Annotated in this window: 19 protein-coding genes and 2 pseudogenes; 13 read left to right on the top strand and 8 right to left on the bottom strand. The window is 61.4% G+C overall.

Translation table 11 applies throughout. The features are described from left to right. Window positions 1–29: 29 nt before the first annotated feature. Complete coding sequence (gene argH / locus F8N49_RS12090) at window positions 30–1,424, bottom strand: argininosuccinate lyase (protein WP_016772597.1); 1,395 nt, start codon at window positions 1,422–1,424, stop codon at window positions 30–32. A gap of 317 nt (window positions 1,425–1,741) precedes the next feature. Here argH and F8N49_RS28305 point away from each other — a divergent pair. The 8 genes and pseudogenes from F8N49_RS28305 to F8N49_RS12055 all read left to right on the top strand — a co-directional run. After that, window positions 1,742–1,897, top strand: a pseudogene (locus F8N49_RS28305) (sensor histidine kinase); the annotation flags it as partial. Continuing rightward, window positions 1,894–2,640, top strand: coding sequence for a LytTR family DNA-binding domain-containing protein (locus F8N49_RS12080; protein ID WP_016772598.1), 747 nt, complete (start codon window positions 1,894–1,896; stop codon window positions 2,638–2,640). The pseudogene F8N49_RS28305 and the gene F8N49_RS12080, both read left to right, overlap by 4 nt. 137 nt (window positions 2,641–2,777) lie before the next feature. Beyond that, the gene (gene hemC, locus F8N49_RS12075) at window positions 2,778–3,719 is read left to right on the top strand and encodes a hydroxymethylbilane synthase (RefSeq protein WP_071172139.1); all 942 of its coding nucleotides are present in this window, start codon (window positions 2,778–2,780) and stop codon (window positions 3,717–3,719) included. Beyond that, window positions 3,716–4,462 (top strand): annotated as a pseudogene (locus F8N49_RS28300) (uroporphyrinogen-III synthase); the annotation flags it as partial. The gene hemC and the pseudogene F8N49_RS28300, both read left to right, overlap by 4 nt. Before the next feature lie 36 nt (window positions 4,463–4,498). Then, window positions 4,499–5,641: a uroporphyrinogen-III C-methyltransferase gene (locus F8N49_RS28295; RefSeq protein ID WP_071172247.1), complete on the top strand. Its 1,143-nt coding sequence runs from the start codon at window positions 4,499–4,501 to the stop codon at window positions 5,639–5,641. Further along, a complete protein-coding gene (locus tag F8N49_RS12065) occupies window positions 5,638–6,876 on the top strand; it encodes a heme biosynthesis protein HemY (RefSeq protein WP_071172140.1) in 1,239 nt (412 codons plus the stop codon). The genes F8N49_RS28295 and F8N49_RS12065 overlap by 4 nt, the downstream gene beginning before the upstream one ends. Before the next feature lie 216 nt (window positions 6,877–7,092). Beyond that, the gene (locus tag F8N49_RS12060) at window positions 7,093–7,644 is read left to right on the top strand and encodes a disulfide bond formation protein B (protein WP_071172141.1); all 552 of its coding nucleotides are present in this window, start codon (window positions 7,093–7,095) and stop codon (window positions 7,642–7,644) included. Between the two features lie 181 nt (window positions 7,645–7,825). Further along, window positions 7,826–8,284, top strand: a complete 459-nt coding sequence (locus tag F8N49_RS12055; protein WP_016772602.1) for an Rsd/AlgQ family anti-sigma factor — start codon at window positions 7,826–7,828, stop codon at window positions 8,282–8,284. A 58-nt stretch (window positions 8,285–8,342) separates the two neighbouring features. Here the strand turns inward: F8N49_RS12055 and F8N49_RS12050 are convergent, their stop codons facing one another. Continuing rightward, window positions 8,343–9,008 carry an FKBP-type peptidyl-prolyl cis-trans isomerase gene (locus tag F8N49_RS12050; RefSeq protein WP_071172142.1) on the bottom strand — a complete coding sequence of 222 codons (666 nt, stop codon included), beginning with the start codon at window positions 9,006–9,008 and terminating at the stop codon, window positions 8,343–8,345. Between the two features lie 192 nt (window positions 9,009–9,200). On the opposite strand from F8N49_RS12050, the gene F8N49_RS12045 reads away from it, so the two are divergent. Beyond that, window positions 9,201–10,379 (top strand): AlgP family protein, encoded by a 1,179-nt coding sequence (locus tag F8N49_RS12045; RefSeq protein WP_151551549.1) that lies wholly within the window; start codon window positions 9,201–9,203, stop codon window positions 10,377–10,379. Here F8N49_RS12045 and F8N49_RS12040 read toward each other — a convergent pair. Beyond that, window positions 10,376–10,837 (bottom strand): TIGR02444 family protein, encoded by a 462-nt coding sequence (locus tag F8N49_RS12040; RefSeq protein WP_071172144.1) that lies wholly within the window; start codon window positions 10,835–10,837, stop codon window positions 10,376–10,378. The two genes, F8N49_RS12045 and F8N49_RS12040, sit on opposite strands and share 4 nt — an antisense overlap. A 50-nt stretch (window positions 10,838–10,887) precedes the next feature. Here F8N49_RS12040 and F8N49_RS12035 point away from each other — a divergent pair, with 50 nt between their 5' ends. From F8N49_RS12035 to rhtB, 3 genes are all read left to right on the top strand, one after another. Beyond that, the gene (locus F8N49_RS12035) at window positions 10,888–12,798 is read left to right on the top strand and encodes an ATP-binding cassette domain-containing protein (protein WP_016772606.1); all 1,911 of its coding nucleotides are present in this window, start codon (window positions 10,888–10,890) and stop codon (window positions 12,796–12,798) included. Beyond that, window positions 12,798–13,379 carry a mechanosensitive ion channel family protein gene (locus tag F8N49_RS12030; RefSeq protein ID WP_122705592.1) on the top strand — a complete coding sequence of 194 codons (582 nt, stop codon included), beginning with the start codon at window positions 12,798–12,800 and terminating at the stop codon, window positions 13,377–13,379. The genes F8N49_RS12035 and F8N49_RS12030 overlap by 1 nt, the downstream gene beginning before the upstream one ends. 183 nt (window positions 13,380–13,562) lie before the next feature. Beyond that, window positions 13,563–14,195, top strand: coding sequence for a homoserine/homoserine lactone efflux protein (rhtB, locus tag F8N49_RS12025; protein WP_016772608.1), 633 nt, complete (start codon window positions 13,563–13,565; stop codon window positions 14,193–14,195). Window positions 14,196–14,364: 169 nt separating this feature from the next. Here the strand turns inward: rhtB and F8N49_RS12020 are convergent, their stop codons facing one another. The 5 genes from F8N49_RS12020 to F8N49_RS12000 all read right to left on the bottom strand — a co-directional run bounded on the left by F8N49_RS12020 (window position 14,365) and on the right by F8N49_RS12000 (window position 19,134). Beyond that, on the bottom strand, window positions 14,365–15,111 hold the full coding sequence (locus tag F8N49_RS12020; RefSeq protein ID WP_071172148.1) for a penicillin-binding protein activator LpoB: 747 nt from the start codon (window positions 15,109–15,111) through the stop codon (window positions 14,365–14,367). Between the two features lie 3 nt (window positions 15,112–15,114). Beyond that, window positions 15,115–15,702 carry a penicillin-binding protein activator LpoB gene (gene lpoB / locus F8N49_RS12015; RefSeq protein ID WP_016772610.1) on the bottom strand — a complete coding sequence of 196 codons (588 nt, stop codon included), beginning with the start codon at window positions 15,700–15,702 and terminating at the stop codon, window positions 15,115–15,117. Window positions 15,703–15,738: 36 nt separating this feature from the next. Continuing rightward, window positions 15,739–16,110, bottom strand: a complete 372-nt coding sequence (locus F8N49_RS12010; RefSeq protein ID WP_016772611.1) for a YcfL family protein — start codon at window positions 16,108–16,110, stop codon at window positions 15,739–15,741. 16 nt (window positions 16,111–16,126) lie between these two features. Next, complete coding sequence (locus tag F8N49_RS12005; protein ID WP_016772612.1) at window positions 16,127–17,521, bottom strand: COG3014 family protein; 1,395 nt, start codon at window positions 17,519–17,521, stop codon at window positions 16,127–16,129. A 206-nt stretch (window positions 17,522–17,727) separates the two neighbouring features. Beyond that, entirely contained in the window at window positions 17,728–19,134 is a 1,407-nt protein-coding gene (locus F8N49_RS12000) for a COG3014 family protein (protein WP_122705596.1), read from the bottom strand. A gap of 251 nt (window positions 19,135–19,385) precedes the next feature. On the opposite strand from F8N49_RS12000, the gene F8N49_RS11995 reads away from it, so the two are divergent. Beyond that, window positions 19,386–21,284: an FTR1 family protein gene (locus tag F8N49_RS11995; protein ID WP_151551547.1), complete on the top strand. Its 1,899-nt coding sequence runs from the start codon at window positions 19,386–19,388 to the stop codon at window positions 21,282–21,284. The last annotated feature ends 56 nt before the right edge of the window (window positions 21,285–21,340 follow it).

Raw genomic sequence — 21,340 nt, 5'->3', positions numbered from 1 at the left:
CTGTGGGAGCGGGCTTGCCCGCGATGCTTCTAGCGGCTGGCCAGCAGGGCCTGACCGCGCGCCACCGCAGCCTTGACCTGCGCCGGCGCAGTCCCGCCGATATGGTCGCGGGCATTCACCGAGCCTTCGAGGGTCAGCACGGCAAACACGTCCTGCTCGATCTGATCGCTGAACTGACGCAGTTCTTCCAGGCTCATCTCGGCCAGATCCTTACCCGTGTCGACGCCGTATTTCACCGCGTGGCCAACGATTTCATGGCAGTCGCGGAACGGCAGGCCACGGCGCACCAGGTAATCCGCCAGGTCAGTCGCGGTGGAGAAACCGCGCAGTGCCGCTTCACGCATGATCGCGTGTTTCGGCTTGATCGCCGGGATCATGTCGGCAAACGCGCGCAGCGAATCGCGCAGGGTGTCGGCGGCGTCGAACAGCGGCTCCTTGTCTTCCTGATTGTCCTTGTTGTAGGCCAGTGGCTGGCCTTTCATCAGGGTCAGCAGGCCCATCAGCGCGCCGAAGACGCGGCCGGTCTTGCCGCGCACCAGCTCAGGCACGTCGGGGTTTTTCTTTTGCGGCATGATCGAGCTGCCGGTGCAGAAACGATCCGGCAGATCGATGAACTGGAACTGCGCGCTGGTCCACAGCACCAGCTCTTCGGAGAAGCGCGACAGGTGCATCATCGCAATGCTTGCGGCCGAGCAGAATTCGATGGCGAAGTCGCGATCGGAAACGTTGTCCAGCGAGTTGCCGCCGACGGCGTCGAAGCCGAGCAGTTGCGCGGTGTATTCGCGATCGATCGGGTAAGTGGTCCCAGCCAGCGCGGCGCTGCCCAGCGGCATGCGGTTGGTGCGCTTGCGGCAGTCGACCAGACGCTCGTAGTCGCGGCTGAGCATTTCGAACCAGGCCAGCATGTGGTGCCCGAAGGTCACAGGCTGCGCGGTCTGCAGGTGGGTGAAGCCGGGCATGATGCTCGCCGCTTCACGTTCGGCCTGCTCCAGCAGGCCTTTTTGCAGGCGGGTGATCTCGGCGAGGATCAGGTCGATTTCATCGCGCAGCCACAGGCGGATATCGGTGGCGACCTGGTCGTTGCGGCTGCGCCCGGTGTGGAGCTTTTTACCGGTGACGCCGATGCGGTCGGTCAGGCGTGCTTCGATGTTCATGTGCACGTCTTCGAGGTCGACGCGCCAGTCGAACTGGCCGGCCTCGATTTCGCCCTGAATGGTCTTCAGGCCATCGATGATGCTGTCGCGCTCGGCATCGGTCAGCACGCCGACCTTGGCCAGCATGGTGGCGTGGGCGATCGAGCCCATGATGTCGTGGCGATACAGGCGCTGGTCGAAAGTGACGGAGGCGGTGAAGCGGGCGACGAAGGCGTCGACGGGTTCACTGAAGCGGCCGCCCCAGGACTGATTGGTCTTGTCAGTGCTCATGAATTCGCTCGTATCGGCTTGAAGAAATGGCGTGAAACGCTGGCGCGGATAATAACAGGGTTGCCAATCCTGTCGCTGACACCGGTCGATACGTTTTTTCGCGGATGTGTCAGGCATGTCCGGCGCGGTCTGCAAGGAATTTACAAAAGGATATTTTTTGATTGAGCAATATCGTTCCGACGAACGTCTACAGTGGACATAAGGGTCGGTGCGAATGCGGATCATGCAAAGGTCCGGCCACTGGCTATAAGAAGAGGGGGCGGGTGAGTTGTACAACGGTCACCCACCGCGAGAAACGCAGGAAACACTGGGCTCTGAGCCGTTCGACCCGGACGCTGGCAAATATTGCTGGCCGACGTACGGCACTTTTTGGCGCTCGGGCTAGTCTTAGCGTGGATCGCGGTGACGGAGGTCACTACACCTGTCTACGCTATCCTTGTGCGAGACTCACGCAGGAATCCAGCGCAATATGAATGTCCTGATCGTTGATGACGAACCCCTGGCTCGCGAGCGCCTAAGCCGTATGGTGAGCGAGCTCGAGGGTTACACAGTCCTGGAGCCCAGTGCCACGAATGGCGAGGAGGCGTTAGCGCTGATCGACAGCCACAAGCCGGATATCGTGCTGCTCGATATCCGCATGCCGGGCCTCGATGGCCTGCAGGTTGCTGCCCGACTGTGCGAACGAGAGACGCCGCCGGCCGTGGTGTTTTGCACCAGTCCCGATGAATTTGCCGTGGAAGCCCTGCAGGCCAGCGCCGTGGGCTATGTGGTGAAACCTGTGCGAACCGAACACTTGAATGAAGCCCTGAAGCGGGCTGAACGTCCCAACCGGGCGCAACTCTCGGCCCTGACCCGTCCCGCTGCCGAAAGTGGCAACGGCCCACGCAGCCACATCAGCGCACGGACCCGTAAAGGCATCGAGCTGATTCCGCTGGATCAGGTGGTCTACTTCATCGCCGACCACAAATACGTGACCCTGCGTCATGAAGCCGGCGAGGTGCTGCTCGACGAACCCCTCAAAGCCCTTGAAGACGAATTCGGCGAACGCTTTGTGCGTATCCACCGCAATGCGCTGGTCGCTCGTGATCGCATCGAGCGATTGCAACGCACACCACTGGGACATTTCCAGTTGTTCCTCAAAGGCCTCAATGGCGATGCACTGATTGTCAGCCGGCGGCATGTTGCCGGTGTGCGCAAGATGATGCAGGGGCTTTGACCCGGTCCTCAGCGGTCTTTTCGTGTTCTTTTACCCGGCATGGCAGGCCAGGGAGGCCGCGCCGGTTCTGATTCAGGTCAAAGCGAAATTGACTGAGCTGTTATTATCCGCCGTATCTATTCAGTACGGATTGTTCCATGTCTCCTCGCGAAATCCGCATCGCCACCCGTAAAAGTGCGCTGGCCCTCTGGCAGGCCGAATACGTCAAAGCCCGTCTCGAGGCGGCCCACCCGGGCCTGCTGGTGACGCTGGTGCCCATGGTCAGTCGCGGCGACAAGCTGCTCGACTCGCCACTGTCGAAGATCGGCGGCAAGGGTCTGTTCGTCAAGGAACTGGAAACCGCGCTGCTGGAAAACCAAGCCGATATCGCCGTGCATTCGATGAAAGACGTGCCCATGGACTTCCCGCAGGGCCTGGGCCTGTTCTGCATCTGTGAACGTGAAGACCCGCGAGATGCATTTGTCTCCAACGCCTATTCAAGTCTTGAAGCTTTGCCTGCCGGGGCCATCGTCGGCACCTCGAGCCTGCGTCGGCAGACGCAACTGCTGGCGCGTCGTCCCGATCTGCAGATCCGTTTCCTGCGCGGCAACGTCAACACTCGTCTGGCCAAACTCGATGCCGGCGAGTACGACGCGATCATCCTCGCCGCCGCCGGTCTGATACGCCTGGGTTTCGAGGATCGCATCACTTCGGCGATCAGTGTCGATGACAGCCTGCCAGCCGGTGGCCAGGGCGCGGTCGGCATCGAATGCCGCAGCGCCGACCACGAAATCCACGCCTTGCTCGCGCCTTTGCATCACGCCGATACCGCTTCGCGGGTGAACGCCGAACGCGCCCTCAACAAACATTTGAACGGCGGCTGCCAAGTGCCGATCGCCTGCTACGCCGTGCTTGAAGGCGAGCAGTTGTGGTTGCGCGGTCTGGTCGGTGAGCCGAGCGGTGGCAAGCTTCTCAGTGCCGAAGCCCGGGCGCCGCGTGCCGACGCGGAAACCTTGGGTGTGCAGGTCGCTGAAGACTTGCTCAAGCAAGGCGCTGACGACATTCTCAAAGCTGTCTACGGCGAGGCGGGTCACGAGTGACAGCCTGGCGCCTGCTGCTGACGCGCCCGGCAGACGACTGCGCGGCGCTGGCCGAACAGTTGGCCGGGCACGGGATTTTCAGCAGTTGCCTGCCGCTTTTGGACATTGTTCCGCTGCCGCTCTCTGACACTATTCGCCAGGCGATTTCGCGATTGCCCGCTTGCAGCGCGGTGATTGTGGTCAGCAAACCGGCGGCGCGGATTGCGGTGGATCTGCTTAAGTCCGAAGGCACGGCGCCATTGAGCATGCCGTGGTTCAGCGTCGGCGCGGCGACCGCAGGCATTCTTCGCGAGCATGGTCTCGATGTCAGCTTCCCGGCTGACGGCGATGACAGTGAAGCCCTGCTGCAATTGCCGCGTCTGCGCGAGGCGCTCGACCAGTCCGGCGCGAAGGTGATGATCCTGCGCGGAGAGGGCGGTCGTGAACTGCTCGCCGAGCGCCTGCGCGCGCTAGGTGCTAGTGTCGAGTATCTGGAGTTGTATCGCCGCGACCTGCCAGCCTACCCGCCAAACGAGCTGCCGCGGCGGATCGAAGCGGAACGCTTGAACGGGCTGGTGGTCAGCAGTGGACAGGGTTTCGAGCACCTGCGGCAAATGGCCGGCGATGCCTGGCCGAAGATTGCGCAGTTGCCGTTGTTTGTACCAAGCCCGAGAGTCGCCGAGCTGGCACGTGCCGCCGGGGCTCAAACAGTTGTGGATTGCCGCGGCGCGAGTGCCGCGGCTTTGCTGACGGCGTTACGGGAATGTCCCGTGCCGTTTTCTAATGCAAAGGATGGATACGTGAGCGAAACAGCCTTGCCAAAAGATGACGTCCAGCCTGCGCTCGATGCCCAGGTTGAAACTCCACCACCGGCCAAAGAGCCGCGCCGAGGCAATGGACTGGCGATTGTCGCCTTGCTGCTCGGTGCCGCCGGTGTCGCCATCGGTGGCTGGGGTGTCTGGCAGGTGCGCCACCTGCAGAGCAACACGCAGCAACAGTCGAGTCAGGTGCAGGCGTTGAACGATCAGGCGCAGAGTCTGAAGCTCAACGAACAGCGTCTGACCGAGCGCCTGGCGCAGTTGCCCGGTGCTGACGAACTCGCCGAACGCCAGCGTCTGGTCACGCAATTGCAGGGCGATCAGCAGCGCCTCAATCAACGTCTGGAAACCGTCCTCGGCGCCAGCCGCAAGGACTGGCGTCTGGCCGAGGCCGAACACTTGCTGCGTCTGGCCAGCCTGCGCCTTTCAGCGTTGCAGGACATCAGCAGCGCCCAGGCACTGGTGCAGGGCGCCGATGAGATTCTCCGTGAACAGAACGATCCGGGCTCCTTCGCCGCGCGCGAGCAAGTGGCGAAAACCCTGGTCGCCCTGCGCAGCACCGAACAGCCGGATCGCACCGGGCTGTTCCTGCGTCTCGGCGCGCTGCGCGATCAGGTCATCGACCTCACCGAGCTGGCGCCGGAGTACAAGGATCGCGGCGAGTCGCTGCTGGGCCTGACCAACGATGGCGATGGCGCCAGTCGCTGGGCGCAATGGTGGGACAAGGTATCGCGCTATATCCGCATTGACTTCAACGCTGACAAGAACGTCAAGCCGCTGCTGGCCGGGCAAAGCCTGAGCCAGGTGCGCCTGGCCCTGAGCCTGGCGCTGGAGCAGGCGCAGTGGGCCGCGCTCAACGGTCAGGCGGCTGTGTACACCCAGGCGCTGGCCGAGGCGCGCGATGTGCTCAAGGGCAATTTCAACCCGGACAACCCGCAAAGCAAAGTCATGCTGGAGCAGGTCGCCGAGCTGAGCAAGGAACCGGTCACCGTCAAGACGCCGGATCTGGCCGGCACCTTGAGTGCGGTGCAGGGATATCTTGAGCGACGTAACGTCAATGCCGAGGAATCGGTGAAACCGTTCGCCAAGCCTGCCGCCAATGCTGCGCAGGAGGCGACCCCATGAAGCGCCTCTATGTAATCGTGTTTCTGGTCATCGCCGCGACGGCAGCGCTGGGCCTGGCGATTGCCGAGCATTCCGGTTACGTGCTGGTGGCGTACAAGAGCTTCCGCTACGAATCGAGCCTGTGGGCGACACTCGCGGTGATCGCGGTGCTGTGGCTGCTGTTCTGGGGCATCAAGGTGCTGGTCGAGCTGGTGATGACCTCCACCGGCGTGGTCAATCCGTGGTCGCGACGCAATCGCAGCCGCCGCGTGCAAGTGGCGATCGAACACGGCCAACTGGATCTGGCTGAAGGTCGCTGGGCCAGCGCGCAGCGGCATTTGACCCGCGCAGCGGAAGCCGAGCGCCAGCCACTGCTGTATTACCTCGGCGCCGCCCGTGCGGCGAACGAGCAAGGTCAGTACGAAGAAAGTGATCGTTTGCTCGAACGTGCGCTGGAGCGTCAGCCGCAAGCCGAACTGGCGATCGCCCTGAGTCACGCACAGTTGCAGACCGATCGTGGCGACACCGACGGTGCGCTGGTGACCTTGCAGGCAATGCATGAACGGCATCCGCGCAGCGCGCAGACATTGCGTCAATTGCAACGTCTGCATCAGCAGCGTGGCGAATGGCCGGCGGTGATTCGTCTGCTGCCGGAGCTGCGCAAGGACAAAGTGCTGCCGCCGGCCGAGCTGGCCGAACTCGAGCGCCGCGCCTGGGGTGAGAACCTGTCCTTGGCAGCGCATCGCGAAGAAGACGGTACGGTGGGTCTGCAATCGCTCAAGCGGGCGTGGGAACAGCTGACTTCGGCGCAGCGTCAGGAAGCACCTTTGGTACTGGCCTATGCCGAGCAACTGCGTCAGCTTGGCGCTCAGGTCGAGGCCGAAGAAGTGCTGCGCACATCGCTCAAGCGCAAGTACGACAGCCATCTGGCGCGGCTCTATGGTCTGGTTCGTGGCAGTGATCCTGCGCGTCAGTTGCAGATTGCCGAAGGCTGGCTCAAGGAGCATCCGGCCGATCCGAGTCTGCTGCTGACCCTCGGGCGCTTGTGTCTGCAAACCAGTCTGTGGGGCAAGGCTCGCGACTATCTGGAAAGCAGTTTGCGCGTGCAGCGCAATCCGGAGACCTGTGCGGAGTTGGCCCGTCTGCTTGCACAGCTTGGCGATACCGAGCGCAGCAATCAGTTGTTTCAGGAAGGTCTGGGGCTGCTGGATGAACGCTTGCTGGCGGCGCCGTTGCCGGTTGCGGCGAAGGTCTGAATGGCGAGGGAGGTTGCTCCCTCGTGAACTTCAATGACCGAAAATTCCCCTTCTTTGCGCTCTAGAGACAAAGTCCTACAAAGCGCTTCACCGTTTCCTATCGAGCCTGTCGGGTTTTCCCTACACCTGCGGTGAACTGTCGGCAGGCCCTTGCCTTGAAAGGCTGACACGCTTTCCTCTACCGTAACCGTCTGTCTCTACTGTTACGGAAAAGCCATGTCGTTGGCCTGCTCACGCTCCTTGTTCTTCATGGCTTTCATTGCGGGGGCCTTTGCTCTGGGAGCTTCCTATTACCTCGAATATGCGGTCGGACTGACGCCTTGCAGTCTGTGCCTGGTGCAGCGGTTGTTCCTCACATTGCTGTGCATCGGCTGCGGCGTGGCGGCGGTGCATGGCCCCCGGCGCGTTGGCTTATGGTGGTACTGGCTGTTTGCACTCGGCGCCAGTCTGGGGGGAACCACCGCTGCGTGGCGGCAGGTGTTGATCCAGAGTGACTCGATGCTGCAACTGGTCAAATGCTCGCCAACCGTGGAGTCACTGTTCAGCGACCTGCCGTGGATCTGCGCCTTGCAACGGATGTTCAACGGCGGCGCCGATTGTGCGGACATCTCCTGGACACTGTTCGATCTAAGCATCCCGGAATGGAGCCTGCTGTTTTTTGTCGGCGTGTCCATCCTTGCGGTTTATCAGTTGTTGCGTCTGACCTGGAGCGCTCTGCAACGACCGGTCAGCGACGAAGCGTCGCACCACCTGCTGGTCAGGGATTAAACACTTGTATGAACTTTATCTCCTGCGTACCTTGAAGCCATAGGCGTGCGGGCATAATCTGGCCGGCACGTGTCATTGGATTTATGTTGCTCGATGACGCTCTGCCCGATCGTCCACCAGTCAAATCAGAACAGGGGCGCGGGTGTAGAGCAGCATGACCCACAAGGGAAGAGAGATCGCCATGCTCGAAAGTTGTCAGAATGCTCAGGAACGTTGGGGTGGGGTTCATCTGCTGATCGACCGCTGGTTGCAGGAGCGTGAAGAGCTGATCGGCGCCTACGACAAGCTCGGTGCGCAGCCTGAGTCGCTGTCCGAGAGCCGCAAGCCTTTGCAGGAATTCTGCGGCGTGCTGGTCGATTACGTATCGGCGGGGCACTTCGAAATCTATGAACAGCTGACTGGCGAAGCCAAGGCGTTCAACGACAAGCGCGGTCTGGAACTCGCCGAGACCATCTATCCGCGCATCGACGTCATTACCGAGAAGCTGCTCGCGTTCAACGACCTGTGCGACGAAGGCAAATGCGTTGCGGAGAAATTCAAGGAATTGGGCGGCTTGCTGCATGAGCGCTTCGAACTTGAAGATTGCCTGATCGAAGTGCTGCACACGGCACACAAGGCAGAAGATCCGGTTCAGGCCTGATCCACGTCCTTCATGAAAAAACGGTGCGCCCGAAAGCGCACCGTTTTTTTATGCCTGATCAGCTCGTCGCGCCACGCAATTCCACTTCGAAAACCAGAGGCGTGAACGGCGCGATCAGGTCGCCGGCACCGTCGGCGCCATAGGCTTGATCCGATGGAATCACCAGCCGCCATTTCGCTCCCACCGGCATGTTCTGCAAGGCGGTGCGCCAACCGGCGATCACGCTGTCGAGGTTGAACCATTGCGGCTGGGTGTTCTGATCGAACACGGTGCCATCCGGCAGCTTGCCGACATACAGCACCTGCACTTTGCCGTCCGGGCCGGCCTTGGCGCCAGTGCCCGGAACCAGTTCAGTCAGAAGGATGCCATCGGCCAGTTCCTTCACCCCCGGTTTGGCTTTTTCCGCACTGAGAAAGCGTTGCTCGTTTTCCATCGCCGCGTCGCTCGATTGCCGTGATGCCTGCTCGGCATTGCGCGATTCGTGGTCGGCCAGAATCTGTTCGATACGCACTTCACTCAGCGCCAGCGGCTTGCCCTGATACGCTTGTTGCAGACCTTCGATCAGCGCCTGGATCTGCAACTGCGGCACCTCTTGGCGCAGCCGTTCGCCGAGGCTGGCACCGAGGCTGTAAGCCAGGTCATGAGCATCGTTTGCCGTAGTTTTTTCATCGGCATACGCCGTCGAAAAAAACACGCAGAGGGACAAAATAAAGTAGCGCGACATGGGCACTCTCCGACCTGGGATGCGGGGGATTATGCCAGTGCAAACGTCTGCATCGGTGAACTGCTTTTTCCCGCGCGCAGAACATTTCGGCTTCGGTGCAACGCAACGGTGCAGATACTGTCAACATGCCCTAGCGGCGGTATCAGCAGAGGTCTAGTATGAGCCGCACTCACGTCAGCCAGGAGGTAAACCATGTCGGCCACCAAGAAGCCTGTAAATACTCCGTTGCACTTACTCCAACAGTTGTCGGGCAGCCTGCTCGAGCATTTGGAAAACGCTTGCTCGCAAGCCTTGGCTGATGCTGAAAAACTGCTCGCCAAGCTGGAAAAACAGCGCGGCAAGGCGCAGGAAAAACTGCACAAATCGCGCACTAAATTGCAGGACGCCGCCACCGCCGGCAAAGCCAAGGCACAGAACAAAGCCAAGGATGCCGTGAAAGAACTCGAAGACCTGCTGGACGCTTTGAAAGATCGTCAGTCCGAAACCCGCAGCTACATTCTGCAACTCAAGCGCGATGCCCAGGAAAGCCTGAAACTGGCCCAGGGTGTCGGCCGCGTTCAGGAAGCAGTGGGCAAGGTTCTGTCGTCGCGCTCGGCCAAACCGGCAGCAGCACCAGCGAAGAAAGTCGCTGCCAAACCTGCTGCAAGCAAAGCCCCGGCGAAGACCGCTGCGGCGAAACCTGCTGTTGCGAAAACCGCCGCCAAACCAGCGGCGAAGGCGCCAGTGAAAGCGGCTGCCAAACCAGCGGCGAAAACTGCAGCGAAGAAGCCGGCGGCGAGCGCGGCAAAACCGGCGGCTAAAACCACCGCAGCCAAACCTGCTGCAGCCAAGCCAGCAGTGAAAGCCACCCCTGCCAAAGCCGCTGCAAAGCCGGCCGCGAGCAAAGCTGCACCGGCGAAAACCGCAGCCGCCAAACCTGCTGCCAAAGCAGCAGCGAAACCAGCAGCGAAACCAGCAGCGAAACCTGCTGCCAAGACTGCGGCCAAGCCGGCCGCCGCCAAACCTGCTGCGAAAGTGGCGGTAAAACCGGCTGCCAAACCAGCCGCAACATCGGCAGCAAAACCTGCGGCAAAAACCGCTGCGAAACCGGCCGCCAAGCCAGCTGCGAAACCCGCTGCTGCCAAGCCTGCGACCGCTGCTGCAAAACCGGCCGCCAAGCCAGCCGCAAAACCAGCGGTGAAAAAGCCTGCAGCTGCCAAGCCAGCCGCGACCAAACCGGCTGCCGCTCCAGCAGCCAAGCCTGCCACTGCCGCTACCCCGGCTGCTCCAGCTGCGTCGGCACCGTCGTCCGCCACTCACTCGACCCCTTCGACTGCGCCAGCGCCAGCCGCTTCGTCGAACGTCAGCAGCACCCCGACCAGCGCTTCCTAAGTGCCGGTTGCCGCGACGCGCAGCACTTGCAGCGCGTCGCGGTTCAGGCTGGCGGCATTGCCGGCCAGGTCTTCCAGCCAGGTCACCGAACCTGCATCGTTGCGCGCCCACTCCTGCGCCACACCTTCGAGCCGTGACAGCAAGGTGCGTTCAGCTTCAAGCTCCAGTGACTTGATCTGCTCGCGCATGCCGGCCACCACCGCATCGTCGACGGCCCGCGCTTTCCATTGCAGGCGCAGGGTTCGCAGCGGCTGCACCACTTCGATATCCCACGGCGCGGTCAAGGCCTTGAGCAGGCGCACGCGCGGTTCATCGCACGCCACCGCGCGCTGCTCCAGCCACAAACCGCAGAGCAGCAGGCAGACATTGGCGCCCGCCGTTTGCAATTGCAGGCAGGCATCTTCCACGCCCGGCCGGGCGTAGACATCAAGGGCAAAACTCCACAGGTCAGAGGACATCGTGCTACTCGCGCCAGTTGTGAGCGAAGCTGGTAGACTCCGCCGCCATTATGATCCGACTTCAGAACCTGACTTTACAGCGTGGCCCGCAACGTCTGCTAGAAGACGCCGAGCTGACCCTGCACGCCGGCCACAAAGCCGGCCTCATCGGCGCCAACGGTGCCGGCAAATCCAGCTTGTTCGCCCTGCTGCGCGGCGAGTTGCACCCGGACTCGGGCGACTGCCTGCTGCCGGCCGACTGGCGTATCGCGCATATGCGCCAGGAGGTCGACACTCTCGAGCGCCTGGCGGTTGATTATGTGCTCGATGGCGACCTGCGTCTGCGCGAGGTGCAACGCGAGCTTGCCGCCGCCGAGGAGGCCCACGACGGCACCGCACTGGCGCGCCTGCACGCTGAACTCGACAGCGCCGACGGTTACACCGCCGATGCGCGGGCGCGCAAGCTGCTCGCCGGCCTGGGTTTCACCAATGAGCAGATGGACCGTCAGGTAGGCGATTTCTCCGGTGGCTGGCGGATGCGTCTGAATCTGGCGCAGGCACTGATGTGCCCGTCGGATCTGCTGCTGCTCGATGAACCGACCAACCACTTGGATCTCGACGCGATCATCTGGCTCGAAGAGTGGCTGAAGAGTTATCCGGGCACCTTGCTGCTGATTTCCCACGACCGGGATTTCCTCGACGAAGTGGTCGATCACGTCGCCCATGTCGATCAGCGCAAACTGACCCTCTACCGCGGCGGCTACACCGCCTTCGAACGCGCCCGCGCCGAGCGTCTGGCCCAGCAGCAACAGGCCTACGAGAAGCAGCAGGCGCAGCGTGCGCACATGGAAAGCTACATCGCCCGCTTCAAGGCGCAAGCGACCAAGGCCCGTCAGGCGCAGAGCCGGATCAAGGCGCTGGAGCGCATGGAAGAATTGTCGGCGGCCCACGTCGATTCGCCGTTCGACTTTGTTTTCCGCGAGTCGACCAAGATCTCCAGTCCGCTGATCGACCTGTCCGATGCACGCTTGGGTTATGGCGACAAGACCATCCTCGAGAAGGTCAAGCTGCAACTGACCCCGGGTGCGCGGATCGGTCTGCTTGGGCCGAACGGTGCGGGTAAATCGACGCTGATCAAGAACCTCGCCGGCGAGCTCGAACCGCTGGCCGGGCGCCTGACCCGTGGCGAAAACACCGTGGTCGGCTACTTTGCCCAGCATCAGCTCGACTCGCTGGATTCCAAGGCCAGCCCGTTGCTGCATTTGCAGCGTCTGGCGCCGGGTGAGCGCGAGCAGACCCTGCGTGACTTCCTCGGCGGCTTCGACTTCCGGGGCGCACGCATCGATGAGCCGGTGCTGAATTTCTCCGGTGGCGAGAAGGCCCGTCTGGCTCTCGCGCTGATCGCCTGGGAGCGGCCGAACCTGTTGCTGCTCGACGAACCGACCAACCACCTCGACCTGGAAATGCGTCTGGCGCTGACCATGGCCCTGCAGGAATTCAGCGGTGCGGTGCTGGTGGTTTCTCACGATCGGCACTTGCTCAAGAGCACCACCGACAACTTCTATCTGGTTGCCGACGGAAAGGTCGAAGAGTTCGATGGCGATCTCGAAGACTACGCACGCTGGCTGGTGGAATACCGTCAGCGCAATGCGCCGGTCAGCAACACGCCGGTCAACCCGGACAAGACCGACAAGAAAGCGCAACGCCAAGCGGCGGCAGCGTTGCGTCAGCAACTGGCGCCGCACAAGCGCGAGGCCGACAAGCTCGAAGCCGAGCTGGGCAAGCTTCACGAGAAACTGGCCAAGGTCGATGCCAGCCTCGGTGACAGCGATATCTACGAGCCGGCACGCAAAAATGAATTGCGTGATCTGCTCGCCGAACAGGCGAAATTGAAGGTTCGTGAAGCCGAGCTGGAAGAAGCCTGGATGGAAGCCCTGGAAACCCTGGAAAGCATGCAGGCGGAGCTGGAGGCGTTGTCCTGATGGAAGCCTTCAAGCTGCCTTTCTCGGCGGTGTGGGTCGAACCGCTGTGGTTCACCGCGCAGATTCTGCTGATTCTGCTGGCCGGTTACCTGACCCAGCGTTTCGTCGCCAAAGGCCTCACTCGCCTGGGTGAGCGCTATCCGTTTCCGCCGCAGTTGCTGATGCCGCTACGTGGCGTGTTGCGCTGGCTGATCATGGGCAGCGCGCTGATCTTCGTGCTCGAGCGCCTCGGCGTTTCGGCCACGGTGCTGTGGACGGCGCTGTCGGGATTTGTCGCGGTGGCGGCGGTGGCGTTCTTCGCCATGTGGAGCGTGCTGTCGAACCTGCTCTGCGCCATTCTGATCTTCACCGTCGGGCCGTTCCGCCTCGGCGACGTGGTCGAGCTGGTCGACACCACCGACAAGCCTGGCGTCAAAGGCCGGGTGATCGCAATCAATCTGCTCTACACCACGCTGGTCGAGGCCGAAGAACTCGGCACCGGCAGCGCCATGGTGCAGGTGCCGAACAGCCTGTTCTTCCAGCGATCGGTGCGGCGTTGGCGCGGGACCGATGTGTTGCCGTCGAGCGGGTTCGAGAAGTAGATCTCGGCGTTGTCTGTTCGGACGCTTTCGCTCCCACATTTGCAATGCGCGTCCCTGTGGGAGCGAGCCTGCTCGCGAAGGGGCCGTCAGCCGCACCTGCAACATTCAGCAAGAAATCGGTAGTCATCCACACGAAGCCGCATTAGCTTAGGCATTTGTCACAAGCATCAGCCGAGGTGTGCGATGGAGCTTCAAACATGGCTGGCATTTTTTGCCGCCTGCTGGGTGATCAGCCTGTCTCCGGGCGCGGGCGCCATCGCGTCGATGTCCAGCGGTCTGCAGTACGGATTCTGGCGCGGCTACTGGAACGCACTGGGCCTGCAGATCGGTCTGGCGGTACAGATCGCGATTGTCGGCGCGGGTGTTGGCGCTGTGCTCACCGCTTCGGCCACAGCGTTCCATGCGATCAAATGGTTCGGTGTCGCCTATCTGGTTTACCTGGCGATCAAGCAATGGCGCGCGCTGCCCATGGACATGAGCGATGACGCCGCAGTGCGGCCGATCGGCAAGCCACTGGCCCTGGTGTTTCGCGGCTTTCTGGTGAACATCAGCAACCCCAAGGCGTTGGTGTTCATGCTCGCGGTGTTGCCGCAGTTCATCAATCCCCATGCGCCGCTGCTGATTCAGTATCTGGTGATCGGCGTGACCATGGTGTTCGTCGACCTGATTGTCATGGCCGGCTACACCGGACTGGCGTCGAAGGTGCTGCGCCTGTTGCGCACGCCCAAGCAGCAGAAACGCATGAACCGCACCTTTGCCGGGCTGTTCATCGGCGCAGCGGCGTTTATGGCGACGTTGCGCAAAGCGGCGGCGTAAAACGCTCGGGCACAAAAAGGCGACCTCAAGAGGTCGCCTTTTTCATTTCTACCGAGACATCGGGGCAAGCGAGCTTTTCTTGAATCAATAGCGAGGGCCGCTTCGCGACCCAACGGGGATAAATCCCCTCGCCACGGAGCCCTTCGCCACAAAAGTCCTCAGATCCGGCTCAGCGTAAAATCACCGGCGCCGTATCACGCGGCAGATTGTTGCGCTGCGGCGCTTCACGCGGCTGCTCATAACCGTCACCACTACCGAGCTGCATGCTCAGTTGCCCGGCCACGTCTTCGCCCAAGGCCTTGGACACCTCACGCACCACCCGCGGACGGTTCAGCGAGATCTTGATGTCGCGATGGTTCACCAGTTTGGTGTCCTGCGCTTCACCCATCGCCGTGAAGGCCGAGGTGATCTCGTAGGTCTTGGTGTTGATCAGACTGAAATCCGCCACCAGCGTCAGGCCCAGTACCGCCGAATAGCTGTCGGTGTGCGCCAGCTCATTGATGTCCTGGGTGAAGTCGATATCGGACACGGTGCCGAACAGCACGTAGTCGGCGCCTTTGAAGTTGCCGGCCTTGATGCGCCTGATCACGTCATACACATCGCCTTTGGACGAGGCAGTGTACGGCGTGCCCTGCACCAGCTGGAACATGCCGGTACGCAGGATTTCACCCTTTATGTCGCCGGTGAATTTGCGCAACTCGCCCTGTTCGATGTAGCTGGTGGTCGCTTCGATCTCGTTGTAGCTCGAAGAACCGCTGGCGCTGTAGTAACTCTCGCGGTGATTGCTCTGCGCCGAAACGATGTGGATGTATTGCTCCACGCGCTCCTGATACGCCAGATCCGTCACCGCCACTTTCGGGGCCGCCTGCGCGCTGAAGGCGCAAGCCAGGGCCATCATGCCAATCCATGTGCGCATCGATTAACGCTCCGTGGTTTTGCGGATCTCTTTTTCGTCCATCCACTCGGCCAGACCGCTTTCGACGTCGATCAACTGCAGGCTGAATTTGTAGAAGACGTCCTTGTAGTCGCTGCTGCGCTTGACGATCGAGCTGATCGAGCCTTCGATGCGGTACTTGGCGGCAACCATGTTGCCGGTCTTGGCCACGGTGCTTTTCTTGTACAGGCCGCTCTGGTTTTGCAGCTTGAGCTGGTCAACCTGGCTCTGCATCGCATTGTTGTCGCTGGCGAAGCGCGCGACACCGGTCTTCATCAACTGAGTCTTGATGCTGGTGGTGATTTCGCGGGTGTCGATGTACTCGCTGGTCTTGTTCTTCACATCGTAGACCTGAACTACGGGACGACCCTGCAGGATGCCGGACTGGGCCAGCGAGCGGGTCATCGACTCGGCGATCATTTGCAGGTCGGTCGAACCGAATTCGTTGGTCACGGTTTCAACCGCTTTGGTGTCGCCGTAGCTGATGTTCTTGCTGCCCAGGGTCGGCGAGGTGTTGGCGCAACCGGAGGCGAGCAGGGCGATGACGGCGATGCAGGAAAAGCGTGCAAACATGAGAAAGCTCTCTCAATCAGAAATAGGGTGGCGGGTTTACGGCGTCTTGATTTCCAGACGGAAATCCACGGCTTTCGGGGTCGGCGCGATGGCCTGAATGAAGCTGGTCTGGGCGCCGTACATCATCTGGCTTTTCCACACTTCTTCTTCGGCAACCGGGAAACCTTCGGCGCCAAGCCAGGCGAAGCGGTAGTAGAAAATCTTGTTGCTGTTGAGGGTGTTGCTCAACTGCACGTTGACGGTCATGAAGCCGTTTTCACGAGCCACGCGCATGGCGCCGACGACGATGTGTTTCTGCGGGCCCATGGCCACGACTTTGCTCGCGGCGCTGCCCGGCTCCGGCGGTGGCGGGGTGGCGCAGCCTGCCAGCAAGGCGAGGGCGGCGACGGCGATGATCTTCAAGCGCATTGCAAAGACTCCGTTCTTAAGGTTGTTTGAGGCTGGCGACGTTGGTCGCGGCAGCGCTCGGCATTACGTGAGCAGCGATGCCGCCAGCGAATACCTGGTTGCCCACGGCACGCAGGCTGATCACTTGGTAGCGCTGGTCGACAGTGACCTTGACCACCGAGCCGCCCACGGCGCTCGGCAGGGTAACCTGATGCTCACCTTTTTTCAGGCGCAGACGCACCACTTGGGTGTTGTCCGGCAGGGTGCGCCATGTACGGGTATCGGCACCTTCAAGCACCGCTGAAGAAATACCCACGGCGAGACCGGCCAGCGGGTTGGTTTCGTTGATCTGCTTCTGCGCCACGCCTTTGGTGATCGCGCGCACGGTGGTGCGCACGATGATCCCCGGCATGTCATCACGCAGAGCGCGGCGGGACATGGCGGTGGTGCTGTTCAGCGCGGTCAGGTCGACTTGCTTGCCGTCGACGCCGATCTGCGCAAACGGCGCGGTGGAGGTGTCCGGTTTGATGATCGGGAACGACAGCGGAGTGATCACCACGTTGTTGGAAATTGGCAGCGGCAGCGGCACACGAATCGAGTCGCGGGCCGGGGCCAGACCGCTCTGCACGACGATGAGAATGTCGCTGTCATCGGATTTGGAAGGCTTGTCGAGATTGACCAGCGCCTGCTCGAGCAACGGCGTGTTCGGGCGCAGTTCGGCAGCCTTGCGATAACCCGGCGCGGCCAGATCCTTCTCGCCCAAAGCTTCGTAAACGAAACCGGCCAGGTAATGGCTGAACGCACTCTGGTAGCTGTTTTTCAGGCCGACCACTTCCGGTGCGTCGAGGCTGGCCACCGGATAACCCTGCAGATCCTTGTACTGGGTCTTGATGCCTTCTTTCTCGGCCTCTTCTTCGCTCTTGAGGTATTCCTTGTCGCGCAGATCGGCGATCACTGCTTCGCGTTCGTGGGTCTTTTTGATCGCCGTGCGGGCGCCATCGAAATCGTTGACCGCCAACAGGTTCAGGGCCATCTGCGTGGTCAGCATGACTTTTTCGTAGTCATAGCCTTCGTAGCGACGCACCTTGTCGTTGACGATGAAGCTGCCGAACTGCGCCAGGTACTTGGCCGAGTCGAGCTTGACCGCGTCTTCCCACTGACCGACCACCTGATCGGCACTGCCCCAGGCGTTCTGGCTGCCCGACAGGTCGCCCTTGGCGCGCAGCAGTTCGCCTTTCTCGAAGTAATAGAGCAGGTCTTTGTCGGTACCGGTGTTGTTCTTTTCCAGCAGGGTCAGCGCGGCGTCGACGTTGCCGGAAGCCAGTTGCTGATTGGTCTGGGCCAGTTCGGAATCGTAGTTGCGAAACGCTGCGCAGCCGGACAACAGCGTGACGGCGCTGAGCGCGAGCAGCATGGGAGCGCGGAATGCCATGGGTACTTCTTCCCTGAGTAACAAAACTTGCAGCCGCGTGTGCTGGTCGGGCTGGTGTGACCTATCGACGGCGGCGCTGGCCTCCTGCCAATTCCTCATGCGTGAGGAGCTTTTGATGCCGGCTCGCTGGGCGAGGGCGCGGCATTATAAACGTGGGGTGATGGCTATGTAATAGCTTTTTGGGTGCATTTCTAGATGTTGTGCCATCACTTCTCCGCAGAAGCGGGTTTATCCAACGCGGGTTTTTGATTCGGTACAAAGGCTGATCCGACGGTATAGACCTGATCCCGGAATACCCGCAGGTGCAGAATCTGGCAGTCCTGGTCGACGCGCATTTCAAAAGGGTGGTCTATGGACGCAGGCGCAAAACGGAAGGTATGCAGGCCTTTCTTCAAGCGCAGGCGGGCGACCAGCGTCTTGTCCGGCAACGCTCGCCATGTGCGGGTGTCGGCTTCTTCGAACGGATCATGCTGAGTGACGATCAACGAGGCTTTCGCCGGGTTGCGCTCGTTTTCCTGCGCTTGACCGATGGCGGCCATGTTGGCGCGGAACATCGCCCGCGAGATGATTTGCGGCATGTCGTCGCGCAGTGTGCGCATGGACATATCGGTCACGCTATTGATCACTACCAACGGCTGTTTGCGACCGTCTACGGTGATATGGCTGAAGTTGGGCGTGACCGCGTCCGGCACCATCACCGGGAATGAAATGGGCGCGATGATGACCAGCGTTTCGTTCAGACGAACCGGGATCGGCACTTGCACTGAGCTGCGAGCCGGAGCCAGGCCACTCTGGATAATCAGCAACACATCGCTTTCATCGGCTTTCGCTGGCGGTTTGTCGAGATTGCGCAGGGCCTTTTGCAGCAAGGGCATATCCGGCCGCAGTTCGATCGCCTGACGATAACCGGCCGCCGCGAGGGCGCGTTCGCCGAGGGCTTCATAGGTGAATCCGGCCAGATAGTGGCTGAACGCACTTTGGTAGCCGTTTTTCAGCTCAACGACCTGCGGCGCATCAAGCAAGGCGACCGGGTAGCCTTCCAGTTCTTTGTAATGGAGAATTTTGCCCTGAGCTTTCGCCTGTTCCTCGGCCGCTTCGTATTGCTTTTCACGCTGGCGGGCGATCAATGCTTCGCGTTCGTGGGTTTTCCTGATGTCTGCGCGGGCGCCGGCAAAGTCATTGACGGATAGCTGGTTCAAGGCCATTTGCGTAGTCAACATGACCTTTTCGTAATCGTAGCCTTCATAGCGCCGCAGCTTGTCGTTGACCAGCATCGTGCCCATTTCATCACCGAAACGGGCCAGTAATTTCATCGCGCCGGACGGGTTGGCTTCCTCGCGCTGGAAGATCATCCGGTCGGCATTGCGCCAAGCGTCCTGGCTGTCGGGCAGGGCACTGCCAGCGCTGAGGATCGCGCCTTTTTCCAGGTAATACAGCAGATCCTTGTCTTCCCACGGGTTGTTCATTTCCACCAGTGCCAGAGCCCCGGTCAGATTGCCCCGGGTCATTTGCTCGGTGGTCTGCTGCATTTCAAGATCGTAGTTGCGATAAGCGGCACAACCGCTCAACTGAACAGCGACGCAAAGCAGCAAAACGAACGGAAGACTCCGCATTGAGGTTGATTCCTTGCGCGCAAATGCTCTGGGGCGGGCAGTATAAAGTGGATGGTGGCAAATGGCTGCGATCTTGATCGAACGTGTCGAGGCTCAATCGGCAGCGGGCAGTGCGGCAATACTCGGCGACAAATGCTGCTGCCGTCTGCCGGGTATTTCCTGCCAATCAAAGCGAAACGCCGACAAAGCTTGAGAGAAATGTCTTCGAAGTGAACAATATGTAACTTCGCATTTCCATTTGAGATTCGTTCATGACTGCCTCGTCCCGATTGCTGGCCTGGCTGCTGTTCCCGTTATTGTCCCTGAGCAGCCTGCCGCTGCTGGCCGATACCGTGGAAGGCGCGCCGCAAGCGTTGCACCTGCTCGATTACATCAGTGCCGATTACCCGCCAACGGTCGCGGCAGGCAAAGTCATCGACGATGGCGAATACCGCGAGCAGCTGGAATTCACTCAGGTTCTGCAAGGCTTGATCACTGCATTACCGGCCAAACCGGAAAAAGCCGCGCTGGAACAGGGCGTGGAGTCTTTGCACGCCGCCATCAGTGCGAAGCAGGACGGTGCCGATGTCGCCCGTCAGGCCCGACAGCTGGGGGCGAAACTGGCGGTGGCTTATGAAGTCAGCCAGGCACCGATCATCACCCCGGACCCGACACGCGGTGCGCCGCTGTATGCGCAAAATTGCTCGGTGTGCCACGGCGACACTGGCGCGGGCGACGGCCCGGCCGGCGTCGGTCTGACCCCTGCGCCAGCCAACCTGCGCGATGCTGCGCGCATGGATCACCTGAGCCTGTACGCGATCTACAGCACCCTCGGCCAGGGCGTCGAAGGCACCGACATGCCGGCGTTTGCCGATCAGCTCGATGATCGCCAGCGCTGGGATCTGGCCACCTACATTGCCGGCTTCAGTGCCGATGCGGCGGCCGACAAGTCCGACAAGGTCTACAACATCGCCGACCTGGCCCGCCAGACCCCGGCCGAGGTGCAGGCGGCGGAGGGCGCAGAGGTCGCGGCGACGTTCCGTGCCCAGCGCGCACAACCACCGCAGGTCAAACGCGGTCCGGCGCAGTTGCTCGATTACACCGCCGCCACGCTGGACAAGAGCCTCGCGGCCTACCGCGCCGGGGAACATGATCAGGCCTATGACCTGTCGGTAGCGGCATATCTGGAAGGCTTCGAGCTGGTCGAAAGCTCGCTGGACAACGTCGATGCCAACGTGCGCAAGGACACCGAAAAATCGCTGATGGCTTACCGGCAGTCGCTGCAGGACGGTCTGCCGGTCGAACAGGCCGAACAGCGTCTGGACGCAGCCAAGGCCAAACTCAAGGAGTCCGCCGGTCTGCTGGGCAGCGATGGTCTGAGCTGGTCGCTGAGCTTCATCTCCGGTCTGCTGATTCTGCTGCGCGAAGGCCTGGAAGCGATTCTGGTGCTGGCGGCGATCCTCGCCTTCTTGCGCAACACCGGTCAGCAGTCAGCGGTGCGCAGTGTCAACGTTGGCTGGGGCCTGGCCTTGCTGGCGGGTTTGGGCACCTGGGCACTGGCGGCGTACGTCATCGACGTCAGCGGTTCGCAGCGTGAGTTGCTGGAAGGCGCGACCGCGCTATTTGCCAGCGTCATGGTGTTGTGGCTCGGCGTGTGGATGCATGACCGCCGTCATGCGGCGGCCTGGCAGGATTACATCAAGAGCAGCCTGGTCGGCGGCGGTGGACGTTTCGGCTTTGCGATCCTGGCGTTCTTCTCGGTGTACCGCGAATTGTTCGAGGTGATTCTGTTCTACGAAACCCTGTGGCTGCAGGCCGGGCCTGCCGGGCACAACGCGGTGCTGGCTGGCGGTGCCACGGCGCTGGTGCTGCTGGTCGGCCTGGCGTGGGTGATTCTGCGCGGCTCGGCGAAACTGCCGCTGACCTTGTTTTTCAGCATCAACGCCGCGCTGTTGTGCGCGTTGTCGGTGGTGTTTGCCGGGCATGGCGTCAAAGCCTTGCAGGAAGCCGGGATCTTCGGCACACGGCCGGTGGCGTTCTTTGAATTCGACTGGCTGGGAATCCATGCCGATGCCTATTCGTTGACCGCGCAGGTGGTGGCGATTGTGGCGATTGCTGTGCTGTATGGGCGTAGTTGGGTGGCGGAGAAGCGTCGGGTTTCGGCTGCATAAAGGCATTCGCTGCGCTCATATTCGCGAGCAGGCTCGCTCCCACAGGTTCGGTATGT

The sequence above is a fragment of the Pseudomonas sp. GXM4 genome (assembly GCF_008923895.1).
In the GTDB taxonomy this organism is placed as follows: Bacteria; Pseudomonadota; Gammaproteobacteria; order Pseudomonadales; family Pseudomonadaceae; genus Aquipseudomonas; species Aquipseudomonas atacamensis.
This window is presented reverse-complemented; position numbering and strand designations above follow the sequence as displayed.